This is a genomic window from Kitasatospora sp. NPDC059803 (assembly GCF_042732255.1).
Classification (GTDB): Bacteria; Actinomycetota; Actinomycetes; order Streptomycetales; family Streptomycetaceae; genus Kitasatospora.
In genome coordinates, this window is record NZ_JBHWIJ010000133.1 from 1 (window position 1) to 21840 (window position 21840).

Here is a 21840-nt window from a genome sequence, read left to right on the forward strand (position 1 = left end):
GGGCTCGGCAGCGTGATGCTGCCGGGCCCGGGGCCATCGCCGTGCCTACCGCCCGCTCTCTCCCGGCCTGCGCGGGGGGTTGCGCCGCAGCGGGGCCAGTTCACGGGCCAGCGTCCGCACGTCCACGGCTATCCGCGCCGCGAGTTCGCCCGGCCCCGCGTCGCCCGGCAGGCGCCGGGACCAGGAACGCGCCTTGGCCGGACCGTCCTGGACCATGTCGAAGTTCAGTCGCACCGCCCCGGCCACATCCGCCAGGGTCACCAGGATCCGGGTGTCCACGAGGTCGATCGTGACCTCGTTCCCGATGCACGAACACGCCACCAGACCCTCGATGTCCTCCTCCGCCAGATATCTGGCCAGGGGAACCGCTCTCCCCCGGATCAGGTACGGACGTACCACCGCCACCACAGACCCCGCCCCCTCTCCAGCTCACCGGACACGCCGACCACCGTACGGCCCGGCAGCGGCGCAAGCGCGCCGCAACGACCGGGCCCGCCCATGCTCCACCCATAGCCCCCGGATCGCCAAGTCCAGGACGCCCCAGGCGACTTGACCGACAGCACTGGCCCGGCGCACCGGCGCACGCCCCGGCGCACTCGGGCGCCCCACCACCAGGCCCGCCACCGGGCCCGCCACCGGGCCCGCCGCACCCGGAACGCACGAAGGCCCGCCCGCACGAGGCGGACGGGCATCCCCGCGGCCGCGCAGCCCTGCGGCGCGCGGCCGGGCCGCTCAGCGGCCCAGGCGGCTGAACCGGCCGTGCAGGACCAGCGAGCGGCTCAGGGCCGCCAGGCCTGCCGTGCAGAGCAGCGTGCGGAGCATGTTGGCAGCGACCCAGCTGCCCTCGAACTTGGCGCGCACGCCCGCGAAGTCGTGGATCTGGGACGGGTCTCCGGCCGCCGCCAGCTCGTTGTTGAGCGGGATGTTGACGCCCATCGTGACCATCAGCGCCACCACGTACAGCACCGTCGCCCCGGCCGCCCACAGCGCCGCCTGGCGCCGGCCGGCCTTGTGCTGGAGCCAGGCCGCCACGCCGGTGGCGGCGAAGGCGCCGACGAAGACCAGGCCGAACATCCCGTTCTCGATCGACGAGTTGATGTGCTGCATCGCCGTCACGTACGTCCGGTCGTCCCCGGCCGCGAGGCCGGGCATCACGGACACGTCGAAGGCGAAGAACAGGCCCGCCATCAGGCCCATCGCGATGGTGGCGCCCGCCAGGACGGGCCCGGCGGCGCGGCCCTGCCCGGCGGTTCCGCCGTGCGGTGAACTCCCCGGCCGCACACCGCCGATGGCCGACGGGACGGCGTACGACACCGGTGCCGACCTCTGATCCGAACGCATCACAGGACCCCTTTTCACTCTCCCGGCCCCGCAGGGCGCGGTGCCGGCGAACAGCGGAACGAACGACACCACCCACCGTGCGGTGCCACCCGCAACGGAACCGCGACAACCGGAACCCCACTACGCGCCAGGGCACTTGCGGCACCGGAGGGTGCCGGGAGGAGTTGGGAAGGGGCCGACGGTCACAGAACCGGGTTCAGGGTGCGCCGGTACCGGCGCTCCAGCACCGTACGGCCGATCAGCCGCACCGGGCCCGGGATGGTGGCCGACACGGCCCGCACGGACGCCGCGTCCGCGCCGTCGAACATCCACGGCTGCAGGTACGTCATGACCTGCCCCGGCGCGCTCTGGATGATCCGCCGCTCCACCCGCAGGTACTCGTCCACCGGCAGGCCCGCGAGAGCCGGGAACACCACCGGCTCCTCGTGCCCCAGGTGCTCGCGGATCAGGTTCTCGAACCCCGCTGCGGCCTCGGGCAGTTCGGCGATCCGACGGGCGGACAGCACCTCCGCCACCCGGCGCATCGTCCGGTCGAGCGCTTCGTGGTCCTGCTCCAGGATGCCGCCGCCGTCGAAGCCGGCCAGCCGCTCGCGCAGGAAGGGCCAGAGGATCTCGTCCTCGCTGTGGTGGTGCCAGTCGATGACGGCCCTCAGTCGGCCGAACCAGTCCGCCAGAGCCGCCGAGGGCCCCCAGCCGCCCGCGGACGCACCCCGGGCGGCGGCCGCGCTCAGCCGCGCGGCGTCCCGGCGCATCGCCACGTGCATCAGCCCGAAGCCCCGGATGTGCCCGGGCAGCGCGCCCACACCCTGCTCACTCGACCAGACCTGCTTGCCATCCGACATGGCCAAACCTCCACTGTTATGTCCGGATACACGACCAACGCCCGCCCGGTGGCGGCCTGTTCGGGCCGCCGCCGGCGAGCCGGCTCACACGTTCCACACGCCCGAGGCGGCGGCCTCGCGGGCGAAGTCGGCGAAGTCCCGCGGCTCACGCCCCAACGCCCGCCGCACCCCGTCCCCCAACGAGGCGTTACGACCGTCCAGGATCACCGAGAACAACTCCGCAAAGTCCCCCGGCAGACCCGCCGCCTCCAACACCCCCCGGTACGCCGCCTCCGACACCGCCTCGAACCGCACCTCACGACCCGTCGCCCGCGACAACTCCACCGCCACCTCCGCGAACGACAGCAACCGCGGCCCCGTCAACTCGTACACCTCCCCCGCATGCCCCGCCCGCGTCAACGCCGCCACCGCCACCTCCGCGATGTCCTCCGCATCCACGAACGGCTCCACCGCACCCCCCACCGGCAACGCCAACTCCCCCGCCAGCACCGGATCCAGGAAGAAACTCTCACTGAAGTTCTGGTTGAACCACGCGCACCGCACCACCGTCCACGCGGCCCCCGACTCCATCACCGCCTTCTCCCCCGCCTCCGCCGCCTCCTCACCACGCCCCGACAGCAGCACCAGCCGCCCCACACCACGCCGCGCCGCCAGCCGCGCGAACGCCCCCACCGCCTCCACCGCCCCGGGAAACGCCAGATCCGGGTAGTACGTCAGATACGCCGCACTCACCCCCTCCAGCGCCGCCTCCCACGTCCCCTCGTCATGCCAGTCGAACGCCACCGCCCCCGACCGCGACCCCACCCGCACCCCGTACCCCAACCCCGACAACCGCTCCGCCACCCGCCGACCGGTCTTACCCGTCCCACCCACCACCAGCACCACACCAGCACCGACCGGAAGATCCACAACACCCTGACGAGTCATCACGAGCACCTCATTCGGAGAGACGGAGGAAACTGACGGAACCGACCCCCCGAAGGCGCCGGCGGCGCCCGGGAGGTCCGACGCGATCCGCGGGCCCCTACCGCTCTGCGAGCCCGGTCGGTTCGTCGTCATGGCACCATTCAAATCCACCCCGAGTCGGCGAACCATAGCCACCGCACTCACATCCATGCGCGAGCGTCTACGCCGCCCACCAGCGGCTGTCCGCCCGGGCCGGGCCGCCACGGGGGTGCGGCCCGGCTCCTCCACCACCCCACCACAACACACCGCACCCCCGCCGGAAAGCCCTTTCCAGTACCTCTCGACCCCGGCTCCACCACCCCCGGAAATCGACTTCGCATGGGCTCCGGAAAGGGGCGGGGAAGAAAATCACCGATGGTGCGGAAATACGGGTGGAATTCCGGCGGAACACCGGGGCGGCGACGGCGGCCGGGCCCCGGGGGCGCGTCCGGACCGGGTGCGGGCGCCCGCGCCCCGCCCCGGCAGCGGTAGTCTCGCGGCTGCTGTCGACCTGTGGGAGGGCATGTTCATGGCCAAGCTGATAGTCCTGCTCGCCGCGATCTCGGTGGTCTTCTCGATGATCGCGTTCAACGGTGGAAACGCCCCGATCGGTGTGCTGTTCGCCGTCGTGGCGGCGTCCCCGATCCTCTTCATCGCCTACGCCGTGGCGACCAGGAAGCGCGCCGCCACCGGCGCCGCACGGCAGTTGACACCCGGCCAGCGCAAGGGGCGGACGATCGCCGCACGGGTGGTCGCGCTGGCGATGGTCGGAGTCCTCGGGTACGGCGTCTACTGGGTGATCTTCGAGCCGAAGGCGAGCGACAAGGCACTCAGCCGGCTCTCCGACCTCGACGCCGGCTGCGCGTCGAACATCGCGCGCAAGTACTTCCCCAAGACCGCCGAGCACACCGGCGCCGGGCCGCACCCGGTCGCGATGTTCACCCTCAGCGAGTCCGGCTCCTCGCACCCCGCCTCCCCCACCGCCGGCTCGCCGGACTACTGGAGCGCGACCCGCCTGGACCCGTACCGCGTCCAGCTGATCGCCTGCCTGGACTCACCCGACGAGGGCGAGTTCCTCACCGACTGCAAGTTCACCTCGGACACCCTCAAGCTCTACCGCGGCAAGTACGAGGTGACCGTGTACGAGGCCAGGACGGGGAAGAAGGTCGGCACCGAACAGCTGCTGGGCAGCGCCAAACCCAGCTGCCCCAGCATGGTCTACCTGAAGAAGGACGTCTCCAAGCTGCACACCGAGCCCGAGTTCGCGGACTACCAGCAGGTACTGCGCAAGTACGTCGAGCAGTAGCCCGGACGCCTTCCACAGCCGGGTCCGCCCGTCGCCGCAGCCCGCCACCCGCCGCCCGCCGCCCGCCGCCCGCCAGGAGGAACGCCTCCCCGGGCGGCGCCTCCGCCCTCGGGGGATGATGACGGAGGGAGCGTCGAAGCTCACCGAGCGTAGCGAAGAGGGCGTCCGCGTTCGATCCTGCGGAAAGCGGGCAGACGGGGCGCCTCGATACGGCGAGCGAAGGAGCCCCGCATGGCCGATCCGGCGAAGTCATCCGCGCGGAACCCGCACGGCGGTACGGCCCCCGGGGCCGAAGCCGGGTCCGGGTCCGCCGGAACCGGGGTCATCGAGACCAACGTGCCGGCCCGGCTGGACCGGCTGCCGTGGTCCCGCTGGCACTGGCGGATCGTGATCGGCCTGGGCACCGTCTGGATCCTGGACGGCCTTGAGGTGACGATCGTCGGCAACATGGCGGCCAGGCTCGCGCAGCCCGGCAGCGGCATCGCCATCTCGACGACGCAGGTGACGACGATCGCGGCCGCCGTGTACGTGGCGGGCGCCTGCGCCGGCGCACTGTTCTTCGGCTGGCTGACCGACCGGCTCGGGCGCAAGAAGCTGTTCATGGTGACGCTCGCCGTCTACCTGGCGGCGACCGCCGTGACCTCGCTGTCCTGGACGGCCTGGTTCTTCTTCCTCTGCCGCTTCTTCACCGGGTTCGGCATCGGCGGCGAGTACGCGGCGATCAACTCGGCGATCGACGAACTGATCCCGGCCCGGGTGCGCGGCCGGATCGACCTGATCATCAACGGCAGCTTCTGGATCGGCGCCGCGCTCGGCGCCTTCGCCTCCGTCGCACTGCTGAACACCGCGCTGTTCGCCACCGACGTGGGCTGGCGGCTCGCCTTCGGGATCGGTGTCGTGCTGGGCCTGGTGATCCTGCTGGTCCGCCGGCACGTCCCGGAGAGCCCGCGCTGGCTGTTCACCCACGGGCGGGCGCCGGAGGCCGAGGAGGTGGTGGCCGAGGCCGAGCGGATCGTGGAGCGGGAGACCGGCCGACCACTGCCGGCCGTCACCGACCGGCCGATCCTGATCCGCGAGCGCGGCCCGCTCGGCTTCGTCACGATCGCCCGCACCGTGATCCGCCGCTACCCGCGCCGCACGGTGCTCGGCCTCTCGCTCTTCATCGGGCAGGCGTTCCTGTACAACGCCGTGACCTTCGGCTACGCCGTCATCCTGACCCTCTACTTCGACGTGCCGGAGGGCGACACCGGCTACTACTTCGCGGTCATCGCGGTCGGCAACTTCCTCGGCCCGCTGCTGCTGGGCCACCTCTTCGACTCGGTCGGGCGGGTGCCGATGATCGCCGGCACGTACATCGGCTCCGGCGTGCTGCTGTTCGGCACCGCCGCACTGTTCCAGCAGGGCGCGCTGAGCGCGGCCGGCATGACGGCCTGCTGGACGGCCGTGCTGTTCCTGGCCTCGGCGGGGGCGAGTGCGGCCTACCTGACGGTCAGCGAGATCTTCCCGCTGGAGACCAGGGCGATGTGCATCGCCTTCTTCTACGCCGTCGGCACGGCGGTCGGCGGCATCAGCGGCCCGCTGCTCTTCAACGGCCTGGTGAGCAGCGGGAAGGTCTCCGACACGACGCTCGCGTTCTGCATCGGGGCGGCGCTGATGACGGCCGCGGGGCTGGTCGAGGCCGCGATCGGCGTGCGGGCGGAACGGCGCAGCCTGGAGGACCTGGCGGCCCCGCTGAGCGCTGTCGAAGCGGCGGACCGCTAGGAGTCCGCGACGCCCGGCCGGGGTCGTCGCGGCGGCCTCCTCGGCGGACACCGCCGGCCCGGCGAAGCCCCCGCCGATGACCAGGATCCGTGTCAACTCGCCTACCCCTCAGTGCGTTTGCCACCGTCCCGAAGTCCAGGGCAGTGGCGCAGCCGGGCCGGCTGCGCGGCGCTGCGGTGGATCGGCCCGCCCGGGAATCGCTCAGCCATCCGGCCGTCGAAGGACGCATCGGAGATTTTCTGATGAATCATCAGACTTCTTTGGTGTCAGCCATGTTGTCCGCGCGAGCCCCATCGATCTGCGGTTAGCATGCGGGGCGTTCCGTTCGGAGACGAATTGCCCGGGAGGGCCGGCTTGAGCTGCCGAGATCGGAGCCGGGCAGGCCAGGAGGAGAGTTCATGCACGAGTCCTTAAAGCACGTCCAGCCCATCAGCGAGGGCCCGACCGCGGGCGACGTCGCGCTGCCGCCGGGCCTGCCGTACCCGGACGGGTGGGCCTCGGTCGGCTTCGCCGACGAGCTCAAGCCCGGCACGGTGCTCACCCGCCGGCTGGCCGGGGAGGACGTCGTGCTGTACCGGCTGCGGAGCGGGCGGATCCGCGCGATCCGCCCCTACTGCCCGCACCTGGGGGCCCACCTCGGCCTCGCCGAGGTGGAGGGCGACGACCTGGTCTGCCCCTTCCACCGCTTCGCCTTCGACCCGGACGGCCGGTGCGTGCGGACCGGGTACGGCTCCGCGCCGCCGAAGGCCTCCCTGGCGCAGCTCCCGGTGCGCGAGGTGAACGACGCCGTCTTCGTCTGGCGCCACCACGACGGCCGGCAGCCGGACTGGGAGATCCCGGCGTGGCACACGCTCGGGCACCAGCCGCCCCGGCACGCCGCCTGGGAGATGGCCGGCTACGCCCAGGACGTCATGGAGAACGCGGTGGACCTGGGCCACTTCGTCACCCTGCACGGCTGGCCCAGCGGCGAGTTGGCGGCCCCGATCGACTGGGACGGCACGCGCTTCCACGTCTCGATGCGGGTGCAGGAGGACTTCCCGCTGCTGGGCCGGCGCCAGGTCGAGATCGAGGTCGACGGTTACGGCCTCGCCTGTCTGCACACCGACGTGCACACCCCGGCCCTCGGTCTGAAGATGTGCTCGCTGGTGATGGCCACCATGGTCGCGCCCGGCCGGATGCAGTTCCGGCAGGCGAGCCGGTTCTCCTTCGACGAGCCGTCCCGGCTGCCGCCCGTGCTCGGCAGGGCGGTCAGCCGGTCGCTGTCGAGCCTGCTGGCGGGTCCGATGTTCAAACGGAGCTGCGAGTTCACGGCGGCCGACTTCCCGATCTGGTCCACCAAGAAGTACCTGTCGCCGCCCCGGCTCGCCCCGGGCGACGGGCCGATCGGCGCCCTGCGGCACTGGGCCCGGCAGTTCTACCCGCCGGACCACCAGGAACGCCTGTCCGTGCCGGTCGCCCTCACGGTCCGGGCCGAGAACGGTGCCCGCAGCGGGCTCGCCAAGCCCTGAGCGGACGTACGGACGGCCGGTCGGGGCCCGGGTCGGGGCCCGACCCGCCGTCTGCTCAACTCGGGAGCCGGCCGCCGAGCAGGAAGGCGGTGAACGGCGCGAGCACCCGGGGGTCGGTGAAGTCCACACCGTGCGCGGTCGTGTCGAAGGTGACCATCGCCGCCCGGTGCCCGAAGGCGCGCTGGGTCTGCCGGGCGCCGTTGTAGGTGGTGTCGGGGTCGTACCGGTTCTGCAGCATCAGGATGTTGCGCGGGCCGTCCGGGTCGGCCCGGACCGGCGGCTCCTTCGGGCCGTAGTGCCAGAAGGCGCACGGCCAGACGTTGCCGCTCATGCCGTTGGTCAGCGGGTAGCGGGCCCGGTCGGCGGCGGTGCGGACGGCGTAGGCGGCCGGGTCGCGGGGCCAGGCCGAGTCGCCGCAGATCACCGCGAACTGGGCCGCGAGGAAGTTGTCGGGGATGACCTGCGGCAGCGGGCTGGCACCCGAGCCGCCGGTGCCCGCGCCCGCCGGCATCGGAGCCGTAACCGTAACCGGGGCCTGGGCCTGGGCCTGAGTCGTGTCGCGCTCCTCGGCCAGTTGCAGGACCCGCGCTCCGAGGGGGTAGTAGCTCGGCTTGACCAGCGAGGCGTAGACGACGCTGCGCAGGCCGCCGCCGGTGAGCAGCCGGCCGCCCGACAGCGGCAGCGGGTCGCGGTCGACCTCGCCGGCCAGCCGCAGGTAGCTCGCCCGGACCGCCTCGGGGGTGGCGCCGAGGTGCAGGGTGGCGTCCTGGGCGGCGACGAAGCGGGCCAGGGCCGGGAAGGAGTCGGCGAAGCCCTCGCTGAACAGCCTGAACCCCTGCTCCAGCCCGCCCGGCGGCACCGTGCTGTCCAGCACCACGCGGTCGGTGTGCGAGGGGAAGAGGGTGGCGTAGACCTGGCCGAGGTAGGTGCCGTACGAGCTGCCCAGGTAGGAGATCCGGGGCAGGCGCAGGGCGGCCCGGATCCGGTCCAGGTCGCGGGCCGAGTTGGCCGTGGTCACGTCGGCCAGGTAGCCGCCGCTCGCGGCCGCGCAGCCGTCGGCCACCCGCTGGGCCTGGTCGAGGTTGGCGGTGATCGAGCCGTCGGGGCCGGGGAAGGGGTAGTTGAGCTGGGCGTCCCGGTCGACGGCGGACAGGTCGCAGTGGACCGGGGTGCTGTTGCCCACCCCCCGCTCGTCGAAGCCGATCAGGTCGTAGGAGCGCAGGACGTCCGCCGGCAGCAGCTTCGCCATCTCGCCCGGGTAGTCGAGTCCGGAGCCGCCCGGCCCGCCCGGCACCACGGCCAGGGTGCCGCGCCGGTGGGCGGGGTCGGCGGTGCGCAACCGGGAGACGGTGAGGGTGATCGTGCCGGCGTCCGGGTCCTGGTAGTCCCGCGGCACCCGCAGGGTCGCGCACTGCTGGCGCGGGTCGCGGGGGAACGGCACCCCGTTGGCGTTCGGGGTCGGCGCGGGGCAGGGCCCCCAGGAGAGCTGGGCCGCCGGGGCCGCGACGGCGGTCGGTGCGAGTGGTGCGGCGAGCAGGAGGGCGGCGGTGAGCAGCGCGCCGCCGGCGCGGGCCGTGGTACGGCCGGTAGGTCGGGTCATACGTCCGACGCTAGGACTGCTGAGGTGTCGTCAGCCTCGGCGCGGGGGTGGAGAATTCGCCGGAGTGCTTCTCCACCCGGCTCCACCCGGCTCCACCCGGCTCCACCTCGGGGGTGAGTGCGACCCGGGCGGGCCGGTGTCGGCCCGCCCGGCGTCGGACCGGACCGACGCGTGGGCCCCCCCCCACTCCGGGTGTCCCCAGCTGCTGCCCACCTTGGTGATGGTGTCGCCCTTGGCGTAGGAGCGGGTGCAGGGGCAGGTGCCGGGGAAGCGGGCGGCCAGGGTCCGCGAACCGCCCGAGGAGCGCTTCTTCGCCGTGGACGAGCCGGCCGACGAGCCGGCCGACGAACCCGCCGACGAGGAGACCGACGAGGAGGCCGGGCGGGCGGCCCGCGCCGGGGTGGTCCGGGCCGGGTCCGGCTCGGGGAGGTCGGCGGCGGTTCCGCCCGCGGCCTGCTGCTGGCGGGCGGCGTCGCTGGCGGCCTTGTCGGCGATGGCGTTCAGCGGGTCGCCGTTCACCTGGTGGGCGGGGACGTACACGAAGGTGACGTCCCGCCCGGTCAGCAGCTCGTCGATGTGCTGGATCAGCTCGCGGTTGGCGACGGGCTTGCCAGCGGCGGTCTTCCAGCCGTTGCGCTTCCAGCCGACCAGCCACTTGGTCACCGCGTCGCGGGTGTACGTGCTGTCGAGCCGGACCTCCAGCGGGACGGCCGGGTCCGTCGACGCCAGCAGCTGCTCCAGCGCCGTCAGCTCGCCCACGTTGTTGGTGCTGTGCCCGAGCGGACCGGCCTGCCAGCGCTGGGGCGCCCCGGCGGCGTCCGCCACCACGTAGGCCCAGGCCGCCGGACCGGGGTTGCCCTTGGCTGCTCCGTCACACGCTGCAATGACTCGTTCGACCATGCCCCGATCATGCCAGGACGTGGCAGGCCGGGGCCAAATCGGTCAGGCGCGGAGCAGCAGCAGGAGCAGGGCGGCGGACCAGCTGAAGTTGGTCGAGTTCCGCCCCTCCCCCGTCAGCGGGTCGTAGTTCTCCCGCAGCGGACCGTCGCCGCCGAGCCCGGCTGCCGTGGCCAGGAGCCGGTCCGTCGCCCGGCGGGCGTCCTGGTTCCAGCCGTACCGGCGCAGGCCTTCGATGGCGAAGTAGGTCTGGTCGATCCAGGCCAGCCCGCGCCAGTACCCGGCGGGGTCGAAGGAGGGCGAGCTGCGGGCGACGGTCGGGAACGGCAGCGCGGTGCCGAACTCGGCCGGGTCGAGCAGGAGCCCGCGGACCGCACGGGCCTGGGCGGGCGAGGCGGTGCCGGACCAGAGCGGGATGGCGCCCTCGATGCCGCGCCCGCGCGCGGTGAGGCGGGCGCCGGTGGCCAGGTCGGTGTCGTGGAACCAGCCCGTGGCCGGGTCGAACATGGTGTCGCGCACGGCCCGGTCGATCGCCTCGGCCCGTCCGCGCAGCCGCTGGGCGGCGGTGCGGTCGCCGAGTTCGGCGGCGATGGCGGCCAGGGCCCGGTGGTCGGCGGCCAGGTAGGCGTTGAGGTCGACGGAGCGCTGGGTGAGCGACCAGCCCAGCAGGGCCCCCTGCGCGCTGCGGTTGGCGACGACGGCGGCGCCGAGGGCGGCGTCGAAGCGCGGCGCGTTGTCCATGCCGGACTCCCAGGCCGCCGCCGCCAGGCAGTCCGCCGGGGCGGCGTTGCCCGGGTCGACGGTGGCGCCGTACTCGCACAGCCCTTCGCCGTCGTGGTCCCGGGTGCGGTACCACCAGTCCTGGTAGGCGGTCAGTTTGGGCAGCAGCTCGCGCAGGAACGCCCGGTCGCCGCCGCGTCGGTACACCTCCCAGACGGCCCAGGAGGCCAGCGGGGGCTTGGAGTTGCGCTCGTTCCAGTTGCCGCCGCCGGTGCTCGGGTCGTTGTAGAAGACGCAGTCCGGGATCATCCCGGCGTCCTGCGGGCGGTCGGCGGAGTCGGGGCGGATCTGGTGGTCGAACATCGCCCGGATCTGGTCGGCGGCCAGGTCGGGGGCGAAGACGGCGGTGCCGGCGGCCTGCTTCCAGGTGTCCCAGGCCCAGACCCCGCTGAACCACTTGTACGAGAGCGTGGGCGTGACGGCGTCGTGCCGGATCCGCCCGGCCGGGCTGCGCCAGTTGGTGACCAGGGTCTGCACGCACTTGACGGCCGTCCGGCGGCGCGCGGCGGGGACGCCCTCGGTCGCCCGGGCGACGTACCCGGCCCAGCGGGCGGCGCCCGCCGTGGCGACCCGGTCGGGGGCGCGCAGCGCGGCGTCCGCCTCGGCGACGGCGCGGGCGTGCTCGGCGTCGGTGAAGGTGTAGCTCTCGGCCCAGTCCAGGGTGCGGGCCGCGCCCGGGGCCAGCCGGACGGCCCCGGCCAGTTCGGTGCGGTGGCCGTCGCCGCTGACGGTGGTGCGCACCGGCGCCGCGTGGCGGACTTCGAAGCGCTCGGTGCCGTCGGTGAGGTAGTCCCAGGTCTGCCGTACCCGGGCGAACCGGACGGCGATGCCGCGTTCGGCGGCGACCAGGGCGGGGGCGTCGTGCTGGGGGCCGGTGGCCGGGCGCAGCAGGGTCCCGGTCCAGGCGACCTGGAGGGTCCGCTCGGCCGGGCCGCCGTTGGCCAGCCGGGCCCTGACCAAGGCGGTGCGGTTGCCGGCGAAGCGCAGTTCCAGGGTGAGCGCCAGGCGGCCGCCGAGGTCGTAGGACTGGCGCAGCAGTCCGGGCAGCGAGGTGAGCCGGGGGGCGCCGCCGGCGGCGAGGTCCAGGATCCTTCCCTGCTCGGTCAGTTGGAGGCGGTTGAGGCCGTCGCTGAGCCACCACGGGTATTCCTGGGCGAGGTGGAGCGGGCCGGTGAAGCCGCCGAGCGGGTCCTGCGGGCGCGGCAGGGCGTAGGCGTGCCAGGCGCCGAGGTCGGCAAAGACGTTGATCGGGTTGTTGCCGGTGGCGTCGCCGGGGTAGGCCTGCGCGGGGGTGCCGTGCAGGTCGAGGACGTCGGCGTAGCGGTCGGAGAGGGCGGACGGGTCGGCCAGGTCGGACAGGTCCGGCAGGTCGGACGGGGCGGCCTGCCGGTCGTCGGCGTGGGCGGTCGGCGCGACGCCGCCGGCCACGGCGAGGGCGGTGCCGGTGGCGGCGGTGGCGGCCAGGAGTCGGCGGCGGGACAACGGCGTCATGTGCGCTCCTCGGCGGGCGTGGACGGGGGCGTGGACTGAGACGGAGGTGGGGAGGCCGGATCGGGGCCGGCCGCGGGGACGCGGACGACGGCGGCGCCGAGCGGCGCGAGGGTGAGGCCCCGGCCGGTGTCGGCCCCGGTGAGCAGGTCGGTGCCGGGCCGGTCCAGCGCCACCCGGCATGCGGCGGGGCCGTGGTTGAGCAGGAACAGGTAGTCGGTGCCGTCGGCGGCGCGGCGGCGGGTGGCCTCGACGCCGGCCGGCAGGCCGGGCAGTTCGGCGCCCACCCCGGCTTCGGCGAGCGGCAGGTCGAGCACCCGGCCGACGTCCGCGCCGAGGTGGCAGCCGAGGTACCAGGCGCTGCCGGTGCCGTGGCGGTGCCGGGTGACGGCGGGCAGGCCGGCCAGCTCGCCGGAGGCGTAGCGGGCGACGGTCTCGGCGCCCTCGGTGTCGATCCATTCGCTCCAGTGCTCGGCCCGCAGCTCCGGCCCGCCGTCGTCGAGCCGCACGGTGGTGGCGGCACCGTCGGGGATCGGCCAGTGCTCGTCCACGACGAGGCCGAACAGCGGCCGCAGCGGCCCGGGGTGGCCGCCGGGGTGGAGGTGGTCGTGCCGGTCGCTGATGCCGCTGAACGGGCCGCAGACCAGGTGGCCGCCTGCTTGGACGAAGGCGGTGAGCCGGTCGGCGGTGGCGGTGTCGAGCAGGTACAGGTTGGGGGCGAGCAGCAGCCGGTAGCCGTCGAGGTCGCCGGTGGGCGGCACGAAGTCGACGGTCACGCCGCGGTCGTGGAGGGCCGCGTACCAGGGCCGGAGCAGGTCGAGCCAGCGCATCCGCGCGGAGGGGTGGTCGTCCAGCTCCAGTGCCCACCAGCTGTCCCAGTCGAGCAGGACGGCCGCCCGCCCGCGGATCCGGCTGCCCGCGATCTCGCCGAGCCGGCGCAGCTCGGCCCCGAACCGGACGGTCTCCCGCCAGCCGCGCGAGGAGGTGCCGCGGTGCGGGAGCATCGCGCTGTGGAACTTCTCGGCCCCGGCGACGGAGGCGCGCCACTGGAAGTGCAGTACGCCGTCCGCGCCCCGGGCCAGCGCCTGGAGCGACCAGAGCCGGTACAGGCCGGGCCGTTTGGGCAGGTTGACGGGGCGCCAGCTGACGGCCGAGGGGGCCTGTTCCATCAGCAGCCACGGCTTGCCGCCCTTGAGGGAGCGCATCAGGTCGTAGTTCATGGCCGCGTTGACGTGTGTGCGGGGGTCGGCCGGGTCGGGGTAGGCGTCGTCGGAGACGAGGTCCTCGTGGCGGCTCCACTCCCAGTAGTCCAGCGACTTGAGCATCGACATGAAGTTGGTGGTGACGGGCACGCCCGGTGAGACCTCGTCGAGGACGGCCTTCTCGGTGCGGTGCAGGGCCAGCAGCGCGTCGGAGCAGAACCGGCGCCAGTCCAGCAGTTGGGTCGGGTTGACCGGCCCCGGCGCGGCGCGCGGCGGTTCGATCTCGTCGAACGAGCCGTAGCGCTGCGACCAGAACGCCGTTCCCCAGGAGCGGTTGAGTTCGTCGACGTCGCCGTGCCGCTCGCGCAGCCAGCGCCGGAAGTCGGCGGCGGACGCGGGGCAGAAGCACTCCTGGACGTGGTCGCCGTACTCGTTGTGGATGTGCCACAGGGCGAGTGCGGGGTGGTCGTGGTAGCGCTCGGCCAGGGCCCGGGTGAGCCGGGCGGCGGCGGCCCGGTAGACGGCGGAGGAGGGGCAGTAGTGCTGGCGCGAGCCGAACTCCAGCCGGACGCCGTCGGCGGTGACGGGCAGCAGCTCGGGGTGGGCGCGGACCAGCCAGGCGGGCGGCGAGGCGGTGGCGGTGGCCAGGTCGACGGCGATGCCGTGGCCGTGGACGAGGTCGAGGAGGCGGTCCAGCCAGCCGAAGTCCCAGCTGTCGGCGGCGGGTTGGAGCCGGGCCCAGGAGAAGACCCCGACGGTGACCAGGTTGACGCCGGCCTCGGCCATCAGCTTCACGTCCTCGGCCCACACCTCCTCGGACCACTGCTCGGGGTTCCAGTCCCCGCCGTAGAGGAGGCCGGGGACGCGGGTGAGTGCGCCTGCGCGGGAAGGGGTGCGGGAGGTCATGCGGGGGGTCATGCGGGGGGTCATCCTTTCAGCGCTCCGCCGAGCAGGCCGGCCACGAACTGCCGCTGGAAGACCAGGAAGAGCAGCACCAGCGGGAGGGTGGCCAGCAGGGAGCCAAGCATGAGGCCGGAGTAGTCGACGTGGGTCAGCCCGGTCAGCGTGTTGAGCGCCACCGGCACGGTGTACTTGTCCTCGGTGTTGAGCATCAGCAGCGGCCAGATGAAGCTGTTCCACTGGCCCATGAAGGTGAAGATCACGAGCGCGCCCAGCTGCGGCCGCACGCACGGCAGGACGACCTGGTAGAAGGTGCGCAGTTCGCCGGAGCCGTCGATGCGCGCCGACTCCAGGAGTTCGTCGGGAAAGTCCAGGAAGCCCTGGCGCATCAGCAGGATGCCGAAGGAGTTGGCCAGGAAGGGCAGGATGACCGCCTGGTAGCTGTCGATCCAGCCGACGCTGGCCATCATCTGGAACAGCGGGACGAGCAGCACCTGGAGCGGGATCATCATGGTCGCGAGCACCAGCCCGAGCAGCAGCCCGCGGCCCCGGAACCGGTACTTGGCCAGCCCGTAGCCGCACATGGCCGACAGCAGGGAGCTCAGCGCGGTGTAGACGACGGCGACGCCGAGACTGTTGAGCAGCACCCGGCCGAAGCCGATGCTCTGCTGGAGGTGCGCCAGGTTGCGCAGCAGTTCCCCGCCGGGCAGGAACGGCGGCGGGGAGTGGAAGAGTTCGGAGCTGCTGTGGGTGCTGGCGATCAGCATCCAGGCGAACGGCACCAGGCTGACGACGGCGCCGAGGGCGAGCACGGCCAGGACGGCGCCGCGGCCGAGCCGGGCGGTCAGCGGGCGGGCCACCGGTGGGCGGACGGCCGCCGGCCGGGCGGGCCGGGGGCGGGCGGAGGTGGTGCTCATCGGCGGCGTTCCCTTCCGTAGAACCGGAACTGGAGGAGGGAGACGGCCGCGATGACCAGCACCACGACCCAGGCGATCGCGGCCGCGTACCCGAAGTCGAGCTGCTGGAAGCCGACCTTGTACAGGTAGACCACCGGGGTGAGGGTCGCGTCGCCGGGGCCGCCGCGCGTCAGCACGTAGTTCTCGTCGAAGAGTTGGAGCGTGCCGATGGTGGAGGTGATGACGCAGAACAGCACCACCGGCCGCAGCTGCGGCAGGATCACGCTGGTGTAGGTGCGCAGCGTGCCCGCGCCGTCGAGGGCGGCGGCCTCGTACTGGTCCCGGCCGATGGCGTGCAGGCCGGCGAGCAGGATGACGGCGTTGTAGCCGGTCCAGCGCCAGGTGACCGAGCCGATCAGGGAGATCCGGGCCCAGGTGGGCGAGTTGAGCCAGTCGACGGGGCCTGCGCCCAGGCCGTGCAGGAGCTGGTTGGCCAGGCCTCCGTCGGTGCGCAGCAGCACCTGGAAGACGACGGCGTAGGCGACGAGCGTGGTGACGGCGGGCAGGAAGAAGACGGCCCGCCAGCCGGCCCGGAAGCGCAGCCAGGACTGGTTCAGCAGGACGGCCAGCACCAGCGCCAGCCCGATCATCACGGGCACCTGGACGGCCAGGATCATCCCGGTGTTGACCAGGGAGTGCAGGAAGGCCGGGTCGTCCAGCATGCGCCGGTACTGGTCCAGGCCGACCCAGACGGTGGCGCCGTCCCGGCGGGCGGTGAAGCTCTGGTAGAGGCTGGCGCCGAGCGGATAGGCGAAGAAGAGGATGAAGAGCACGGCCGTGGGCCCGGCGAAGAGCCAGGCCGCGGAGCGTGGCAGCCGTCGTCGCCGGGTGGGCGTGGTGCGCGCGGGTGCGGCGGCCATCCGGGGGGCGGGGGCCTGGAGACTGGTCATGGCGCGTGTCCCTACGGGGCCGGCTGGCGACTGGTCGCGGTGGCGATCTGGCGGGCGGCGGAGCGCAGCACGGTGCCGGGGTCGGCTCCGTTGTGCAGCACCTGGTTGACGGCGGTGTTGACGATGTCGCCGGCCTTGGAGTCGTCGGCGGTGGTCTCGACGGTGGGGATGGACCGGGCGAGGTCGGCGAAGAGCCGCATGGCGGGCTGGTTCGCGTAGTACGGGTCCGGCTGCTGGAAGTACGGGTCGTCCAGGGCCGGGAGGTAGGCGGGGAAGAGGCCTTCGTGTTCCATCATCGAGGCCTGGTTGGCCCGGTCGGCGAGCAGGAAGGAGAGGAATTCCCAGGCGAGTTCGGGGTTCTTGCTCTGTGCGGTGACGGAGAGGGTGGAGCCGCCGCTGTTGGAGGTGCGGCAGCCGCCGGGGTCGAACGCGGGCAGGGGGACGACGCCGAACCTGCCGTTCAGGTCGGCCATGTCGCCGGTGAGGGTGCCGTCCCACCAGGCGGCGGTGGGGGTGGTGGAGGCCTTGCCGTCGTGGGTGCCGGAGACCAGGCCGTCCCAGCCGTTCTCGAAGTCGACCAGGCCCCGGTCGACGAGCTGCTTCATCAGGGTGAGCGCCCGTTCGGCGGCGGGTGAGGCGACGGCGACCTTGCCGTCGACGAACCAGCCTTGGCCCTGTTGTTGGAGCAGCAGGGCGAACATGCTGTCCTGCTTGGCGTCCAGGATGAGCAGTTTCTTGCCGGTGCGGTCCTTGAGGGTGGTGCCGGCGGCGAGGTAGTCGTCCCAGGTGGTGAGGGTGGCGGGGTCGATTCCGGCCTGCTGGAAGTGGTCGCGGCGGTAGAAGAGGGCGCACGGGCCGCTGTCCCAGGGCAGTGCGAGAACGCGGCCGCCCGCGTCGGTGACGGTGCGCCAGACGGACGGTGCGAAGTCCTTCGCGAGGCCGCCGGCCCGGCTGGTCAGGTCCACCAGCGCGTGGGGGAAGTTGCCGATGTAGGTGGGCATTCGGTGGCCCTCGACGGTCAGCACGTCGGGGAGTCCGCTGCCGGCTCCGAGTCCGACGGTGATCTTGTCGTAGGCGTTGTCGTAGCCGATGTCGACGACGTCGACGGTGGTGCCGGGGTGGGCCTGTTCGAAGGCCTTGCCGAGCCGTTGCATGGCCTTGGCGGCGACGTCCCAGGACCAGATGGTGATCTTCCCGGCGGCCTTGCCGCCCGAACTCGCGTCCAGCCGTTTGGCGTCGGGGGCGCCGGCGCCGCCGGTGGCGCAGCCCGTCGCCCCGGTCAGCAGCAGCGCGCCGCCCGCGAGCCCGGCGCCGAGGACCCGGCGCCGGGTGGGGCCCGGTCCGGATCCGGCCCGGTTGCCCGCCGGAGCGTCAAGGCGTCTGTGCCGGGTGCCGGTTGAGTTCTTTCCTCCCGACATCTTGCCTCCTGAAGAGTGAATGCCGAATGCTGTATACAGAACTCAGCACACACAGTGCCGTCAAGGCTTGTGACCGAAATCGCGGAAGGTGCCAGGATGACCGCACGCGCCCCCCGGACCCACCCGTACATCCCCAACGCCGCCCCCGACGTGAAGAAGGCCATGCTGGCGGCGATCGGCGCGCACAGCGTCGAGGAGTTCTACGCCGACATCCCCGCCGAGCTCCGCCTGGACCGCCCGCTGCGACTGCCCGAGCCACTCGGCTCCGAGGCGCAACTGGTCGCCCACATGGAGGAGTTGCTCGCCCGCAACACCGCCGTCCCGCCCGGCCGCAGCTTCCTCGGCGCCGGCTGCTACCGCCACCACGTGCCCGCCGTGGTCGACGAGGTCGTCAACCGCAGCGAGTTCCTCACCGCCTACGCCGGCGAGCCGTACGAGGACCACGGCCGCTTCCAGGCCCTGTGGGAGTACCAGTCGCTGATGGCCGAACTGCTGGCCGTCGACGTCGTCAACGTGCCGACCTACGACGGCTTCCAGGCCGCCGCCACCGCACTGCGGATGGCCGGCCGGGCCACCGGGCGCCGCCGCCTCCTCCTGGTCGGCGACCTCGACCCGGACAAGCTCTCCCGGATCCGCGACTACGTGCGCGGCGTCCACGACCTCGCACTCGTCCCGGCCGAACCCGGGGCCGTCCGCGCCGCCCTCGCCGCCGGCGACGCCGCCGCCGTCTTCGCCGAACTGACCGACCACTGCGGCCGCATCGACCCCGAACTGCCGCAGTACGTCGAACTCGCCCACCAGGCAGGCGCGCTGGCCGTCGTCGGCGCCAACCCGCTGAGCCTCGGCGTGCTCGCCCCGCCCGCCTCCTTCGGCGCCGACCTCACCTGCGGCGACCTCCAGCCGCTCGGCATCCACCCCAGCTTCGGCGGCGGCAACGCGGGCTTCATCGCCAGCGCGGACGACGAACGCCTGGTGGCCGAGTACCCGAGCCGCCTCTTCGGCCTCACCCCCACCGACGTGCCGGGCGAGTACGGCTTCGGCGACGTCGCCTACGAGCGGACCTCCTTCGCCGTGCGCGAGGAGGGCAAGGAGTGGGTCGGCACCGCCGCCGCCCTGCACGGCATCGCCGCCGGGGTCTACCTCTCGCTGATGGGGCCGCACGGCATGCGCGAGATCGGCGAGACCATCCTCGCCAACACCGCCTACGCCCGCCGGCGCCTCGCCCAGGCCCCCGGCGTGGAACTCGCCGACCCCGAGGCCGTCCACTTCGCCGACTTCACCCTCCGCTACACCGGCGGGCGCACCGCCGCCGAGGTCGCCGCCGCACTGCTCGCCCGCGGCCTGCACGCCGGCACCCCGGCCGGGGAACACGAGGGCCGCTACTGCGTCACCGAGCTCCACACCCAGGCCGACATCGACCGCCTCGCCACCGCCCTTGAGGAGATCGTCAAGTGACGGACCGTCAGACCAGTGGCAAGACCGACCCGCGGATCGCCCCCAAGCCCGCCCTGCGCCGCTTCCACCAGGCCCGCTGGGACGAGAAACTGATCTTCGAACTGGGCGCGCCCGGCGAACGCGGCATCCTGCCGCCGACCCCCGGCCCCGGCGTCACCGCCGCCGTCGGCAGCCCCGCCGACCGCCTGCCCGCCGCGCTGCGCCGCGCCACCCCGGCCGCGCTGCCCGAACTCGGCCAGCAGCAGGTGCTCCGCCACTACCTGCGGCTCTCCCAGGAGAACCTCGGCGCCGACCTCAACGTCGACGTCGGCCAGGGCACCTGCACCATGAAGTACAGCCCCAAGGTCAACGACGCCTTCGTCCGCGACCCGCGCATCGCCGCCCTGCACCCGGCCCAGGACTCCTCGACCGTCCAAGGGGCGCTCGAACTCGTCCACCGGCTGGAGCAGTTGCTCAAAGAGGTCTCCGGCATGGACCGGGTCTCACTGCAACCCGGCGCCGGCTCCGCCGCGATCTGGACCAACGTCTCCGTCATCCGCGCCCACTTCGCCGCCCGCGGCGAGCTGGAACAGCGCGACGAGGTCATCACCACCGCCTTCTCGCACCCCTCCAACGCCGCCTGCGCCAAGACCGCCGGCTTCAAGGTGATCACCCTGCACCCGGACGCGGACGGCTACCCCGACATCGAGGCGCTGCGCGCCGCCGTCGGCCCGCGCACCGCCGCGCTGCTCATCACCAACCCCGAGGACACCGGGATCTACAACCCCCGGATCGCCGAGTTCGTCCGCATCGTGCACGCGGCCGGCGGCCTGTGCGCCTACGACCAGGCCAACGCCAACGGCGTCCTCGGCATCACCCGGGCCCGCGAGGCCGGCTTCGACCTGTGCCACTTCAACCTGCACAAGACCTTCTCCACCCCGCACGCCTGCGGCGGCCCCGCCGCCGGCGCCTGCGGCGTCACCGCCGAGCTCGCGCCCCACCTGCCCAGCCCCACCGTCGAGTTCGACGGCGAGCGGTACGTCCTGGACCACGACCGGCCGGAGTCCATCGGCAAGATCCGCCCCTACCTGGGCGTCGTCCCGAACCTGGTCCGCGCCTACGCCTGGATCATGTCGATGGGCGCCGCGGGGCTGCGCGAGGTGGCCGAGACCGCCGTGCTCAACAACAACTACCTGATGCACCAGGTCCAGCGGATCCGCGGCGTCTCCGTGCCCTACGCCAAGGGGCGGCCGCGCGTCGAGCAGGTCCGCTACAGCTGGCAGCAGCTCAACGAGGACACCGGCCTGCACAGCGAGGATCTCGGCTACCGCGCCGCCGACTTCGGCACCCACTACTGGACCAGCCACCACCCGTACGTCGTCCCCGAGCCGATGACGCTGGAGCCGACCGAGTCCTACTCCCGCGCCGACCTCGACGAGTACGCCGCGATCCTCGCCGAGGTCGCCCGCGAGGCCTACGAGGACCCGGAGACCGTCCGTACGGCCCCGCACAACTCCACCGTGCACCGCATCCGGCACGAGCCGCTGGACGACCCGGCGGTCTGGGCCGTCAGCTGGCGCGCCTACCGCCGCAAGGTCCTCGGCGAGCAGCCGTGACGACGGGCCCCGGGGCCGGTCGCCCAACTTCCGCCGCCCGCCCGGCAGGTGGGAACCCGACGACCGGCCCCACCGTCGGGCTCGTGGTCAACCCGGTCGCCGGACTCGGCGGCCGGGTCGGCCTCAAGGGCAGCGACGGCGCCGAGGTCCAGCAGCGGGCCCGCGCCCTCGGCGCCCGGCCGGCCGCGAGCTCCCGCGCTGAACTGATGCTCCGTCAGTTTGCCCTGCTCGCACCGCAACTGACCCTGCTCACGGCGGCCGGGCCGATGGGTGCGGACGCGGCACGGGCGGCCGGCCTCGACGCGACGGTGGTCCACCGGCCCGCCGGCCCGGGCACCACGGCGGCGGACACCCGCGCGGCCGGCCGCGCCCTCGTCACGGCCGGGGGCCCCCCGCCGCGGGTGCGACGCGGGCCCCGCGCGCGCCCCGCCCCCGCACCCGCCCCCTCCCCCCGGGCCCCCCCGGCGGCGCCCCCCCGCGGGGCCGGCCGCGCCCGGCACCCGCCCCGCGCCGGCCTGCTGCTGGTCTGCGGCGGCGACGGCACGGCCCGCGACGTCCTCGACGCGCTCGACGCACTCGGCCCGCTCGGCACGCTCGGTCCGGAGCCAGGACCGCCCGTCCTCGGCATCCCGGCCGGCGTCAAGATGCACTCCGCCGTCTTCGCCGTCCACCCCCGCGCCGCCGCCGAGGTGGCCGCCGCCTGGGCAGGCGGCGGCGTCCGGCTCGCGTCCGCCGAGGTCGTGGACCGCGACGAGGCGGCGCTACGCGAGGGCCGGGTGTCCGCCCGCCTGCACGGGTGGCTGACCGTCCCGGTCCTGCCCGCCCGGGTCCAGCAGCGCAAGACCGGCAGCTCCACCGCCGACCCCGAGGCGCTGGGCGGCATCGCCGCCGAGGTCGCCGAGCGCGGCGGGGGCGGCGGGCGGCTCGCCCGCGGCCCGGGCGGCACGACGCACGCG

At 73.5% G+C, this 21840-nt stretch carries 16 protein-coding genes and 1 pseudogene; 6 read left to right on the top strand and 11 right to left on the bottom strand.

The features are described from left to right. Positions 1 to 45: 45 nt before the first annotated feature. From ACFV6I_RS21425 to ACFV6I_RS21440, 4 genes are all read right to left on the bottom strand, one after another. Entirely contained in the window at positions 46 to 405 is a 360-nt protein-coding gene (locus ACFV6I_RS21425; protein WP_380427006.1) for a hypothetical protein, read from the bottom strand. Between the two features lie 327 nt (positions 406 to 732). After that, positions 733 to 1341, bottom strand: a complete 609-nt coding sequence (locus ACFV6I_RS21430; protein ID WP_363378824.1) for an anthrone oxygenase family protein — start codon at positions 1339 to 1341, stop codon at positions 733 to 735. 182 nt (positions 1342 to 1523) lie between these two features. Continuing rightward, the gene (locus ACFV6I_RS21435; RefSeq protein WP_380427008.1) at positions 1524 to 2183 is read right to left on the bottom strand and encodes a hemerythrin domain-containing protein; all 660 of its coding nucleotides are present in this window, start codon (positions 2181 to 2183) and stop codon (positions 1524 to 1526) included. Between the two features lie 84 nt (positions 2184 to 2267). After that, a complete protein-coding gene (locus ACFV6I_RS21440; RefSeq protein WP_380427030.1) occupies positions 2268 to 3110 on the bottom strand; it encodes an NmrA family transcriptional regulator in 843 nt (280 codons plus the stop codon). Positions 3111 to 3657: 547 nt separating this feature from the next. Here ACFV6I_RS21440 and ACFV6I_RS21445 point away from each other — a divergent pair. The 3 genes from ACFV6I_RS21445 to ACFV6I_RS21455 all read left to right on the top strand — a co-directional run bounded on the left by ACFV6I_RS21445 (position 3658) and on the right by ACFV6I_RS21455 (position 7703). Further along, on the top strand, positions 3658 to 4434 hold the full coding sequence (locus tag ACFV6I_RS21445; RefSeq protein WP_063350803.1) for a hypothetical protein: 777 nt from the start codon (positions 3658 to 3660) through the stop codon (positions 4432 to 4434). Between the two features lie 231 nt (positions 4435 to 4665). Continuing rightward, positions 4666 to 6195: an MFS transporter gene (locus ACFV6I_RS21450; protein WP_380427011.1), complete on the top strand. Its 1530-nt coding sequence runs from the start codon at positions 4666 to 4668 to the stop codon at positions 6193 to 6195. Positions 6196 to 6593: 398 nt separating this feature from the next. After that, entirely contained in the window at positions 6594 to 7703 is a 1110-nt protein-coding gene (locus ACFV6I_RS21455; protein WP_380427013.1) for a Rieske 2Fe-2S domain-containing protein, read from the top strand. Positions 7704 to 7758: 55 nt separating this feature from the next. Here ACFV6I_RS21455 and ACFV6I_RS21460 read toward each other — a convergent pair whose 3' ends face one another. From ACFV6I_RS21460 to ACFV6I_RS21490, 7 genes and pseudogenes are all read right to left on the bottom strand, one after another. Next, the gene (locus ACFV6I_RS21460; RefSeq protein ID WP_380427015.1) at positions 7759 to 9303 is read right to left on the bottom strand and encodes an alpha/beta fold hydrolase; all 1545 of its coding nucleotides are present in this window, start codon (positions 9301 to 9303) and stop codon (positions 7759 to 7761) included. Positions 9304 to 9489: 186 nt separating this feature from the next. Then, positions 9490 to 10203 (bottom strand): annotated as a pseudogene (locus tag ACFV6I_RS21465) (ribonuclease H); the annotation flags it as partial. Between the two features lie 42 nt (positions 10204 to 10245). Next, positions 10246 to 12471 carry a trehalase family glycosidase gene (locus ACFV6I_RS21470; protein WP_380427017.1) on the bottom strand — a complete coding sequence of 742 codons (2226 nt, stop codon included), beginning with the start codon at positions 12469 to 12471 and terminating at the stop codon, positions 10246 to 10248. Then, on the bottom strand, positions 12468 to 14588 hold the full coding sequence (locus tag ACFV6I_RS21475) for a beta-galactosidase (RefSeq protein ID WP_380427019.1): 2121 nt from the start codon (positions 14586 to 14588) through the stop codon (positions 12468 to 12470). The genes ACFV6I_RS21470 and ACFV6I_RS21475 overlap by 4 nt, the downstream gene beginning before the upstream one ends. An 8-nt stretch (positions 14589 to 14596) precedes the next feature. Continuing rightward, positions 14597 to 15487, bottom strand: coding sequence for a carbohydrate ABC transporter permease (locus tag ACFV6I_RS21480; RefSeq protein ID WP_063345839.1), 891 nt, complete (start codon positions 15485 to 15487; stop codon positions 14597 to 14599). Further along, positions 15484 to 16416, bottom strand: coding sequence for a carbohydrate ABC transporter permease (locus tag ACFV6I_RS21485; protein WP_244293232.1), 933 nt, complete (start codon positions 16414 to 16416; stop codon positions 15484 to 15486). Before ACFV6I_RS21485 ends, ACFV6I_RS21480 begins: the two co-directional genes overlap by 4 nt. A gap of 11 nt (positions 16417 to 16427) precedes the next feature. Beyond that, positions 16428 to 17834, bottom strand: a complete 1407-nt coding sequence (locus ACFV6I_RS21490; protein WP_380427022.1) for an ABC transporter substrate-binding protein — start codon at positions 17832 to 17834, stop codon at positions 16428 to 16430. A 96-nt stretch (positions 17835 to 17930) separates the two neighbouring features. Here ACFV6I_RS21490 and gcvPA point away from each other — a divergent pair, with 96 nt between their 5' ends. The 3 genes from gcvPA to ACFV6I_RS21505 form a co-directional block, all read left to right on the top strand. Beyond that, entirely contained in the window at positions 17931 to 19289 is a 1359-nt protein-coding gene (gcvPA, locus tag ACFV6I_RS21495) for an aminomethyl-transferring glycine dehydrogenase subunit GcvPA (protein WP_380427024.1), read from the top strand. Continuing rightward, complete coding sequence (gene gcvPB / locus ACFV6I_RS21500) at positions 19286 to 20884, top strand: aminomethyl-transferring glycine dehydrogenase subunit GcvPB (RefSeq protein WP_380427026.1); 1599 nt, start codon at positions 19286 to 19288, stop codon at positions 20882 to 20884. The genes gcvPA and gcvPB overlap by 4 nt, the downstream gene beginning before the upstream one ends. An 83-nt stretch (positions 20885 to 20967) precedes the next feature. Next, positions 20968 to 21840, top strand: an 873-nt coding sequence (locus ACFV6I_RS21505) for an ATP-NAD kinase family protein (protein ID WP_380427028.1), incomplete at its 3' end; no start/stop codon positions are given.

Excerpts from the sequence above, each read along its gene's own strand:
- ACFV6I_RS21490 (WP_380427022.1), bottom strand. The coding sequence starts at position 17,834 with ATGTCGGGAGGAAAGAACTCAACCGGCACCCGGCACAGACGCCTTGAC.
- ACFV6I_RS21480 (WP_063345839.1), bottom strand. The coding sequence starts at position 15,487 with ATGAGCACCACCTCCGCCCGCCCCCGGCCCGCCCGGCCGGCGGCCGTC.
- gcvPA (WP_380427024.1), top strand. The coding sequence starts at position 17,931 with ATGACCGCACGCGCCCCCCGGACCCACCCGTACATCCCCAACGCCGCC.
- ACFV6I_RS21435 (WP_380427008.1), bottom strand. The coding sequence starts at position 2,183 with ATGTCGGATGGCAAGCAGGTCTGGTCGAGTGAGCAGGGTGTGGGCGCG.
- ACFV6I_RS21445 (WP_063350803.1), top strand. The coding sequence starts at position 3,658 with ATGGCCAAGCTGATAGTCCTGCTCGCCGCGATCTCGGTGGTCTTCTCG.
- ACFV6I_RS21460 (WP_380427015.1), bottom strand. The coding sequence starts at position 9,303 with ATGACCCGACCTACCGGCCGTACCACGGCCCGCGCCGGCGGCGCGCTG.
- ACFV6I_RS21440 (WP_380427030.1), bottom strand. The coding sequence starts at position 3,110 with ATGACTCGTCAGGGTGTTGTGGATCTTCCGGTCGGTGCTGGTGTGGTG.
- ACFV6I_RS21455 (WP_380427013.1), top strand. The coding sequence starts at position 6,594 with ATGCACGAGTCCTTAAAGCACGTCCAGCCCATCAGCGAGGGCCCGACC.
- ACFV6I_RS21470 (WP_380427017.1), bottom strand. The coding sequence starts at position 12,471 with ATGACGCCGTTGTCCCGCCGCCGACTCCTGGCCGCCACCGCCGCCACC.
- ACFV6I_RS21430 (WP_363378824.1), bottom strand. The coding sequence starts at position 1,341 with ATGCGTTCGGATCAGAGGTCGGCACCGGTGTCGTACGCCGTCCCGTCG.
- ACFV6I_RS21450 (WP_380427011.1), top strand. The coding sequence starts at position 4,666 with ATGGCCGATCCGGCGAAGTCATCCGCGCGGAACCCGCACGGCGGTACG.
- ACFV6I_RS21475 (WP_380427019.1), bottom strand. The coding sequence starts at position 14,588 with ATGACCCCCCGCATGACCTCCCGCACCCCTTCCCGCGCAGGCGCACTC.
- ACFV6I_RS21485 (WP_244293232.1), bottom strand. The coding sequence starts at position 16,416 with ATGACCAGTCTCCAGGCCCCCGCCCCCCGGATGGCCGCCGCACCCGCG.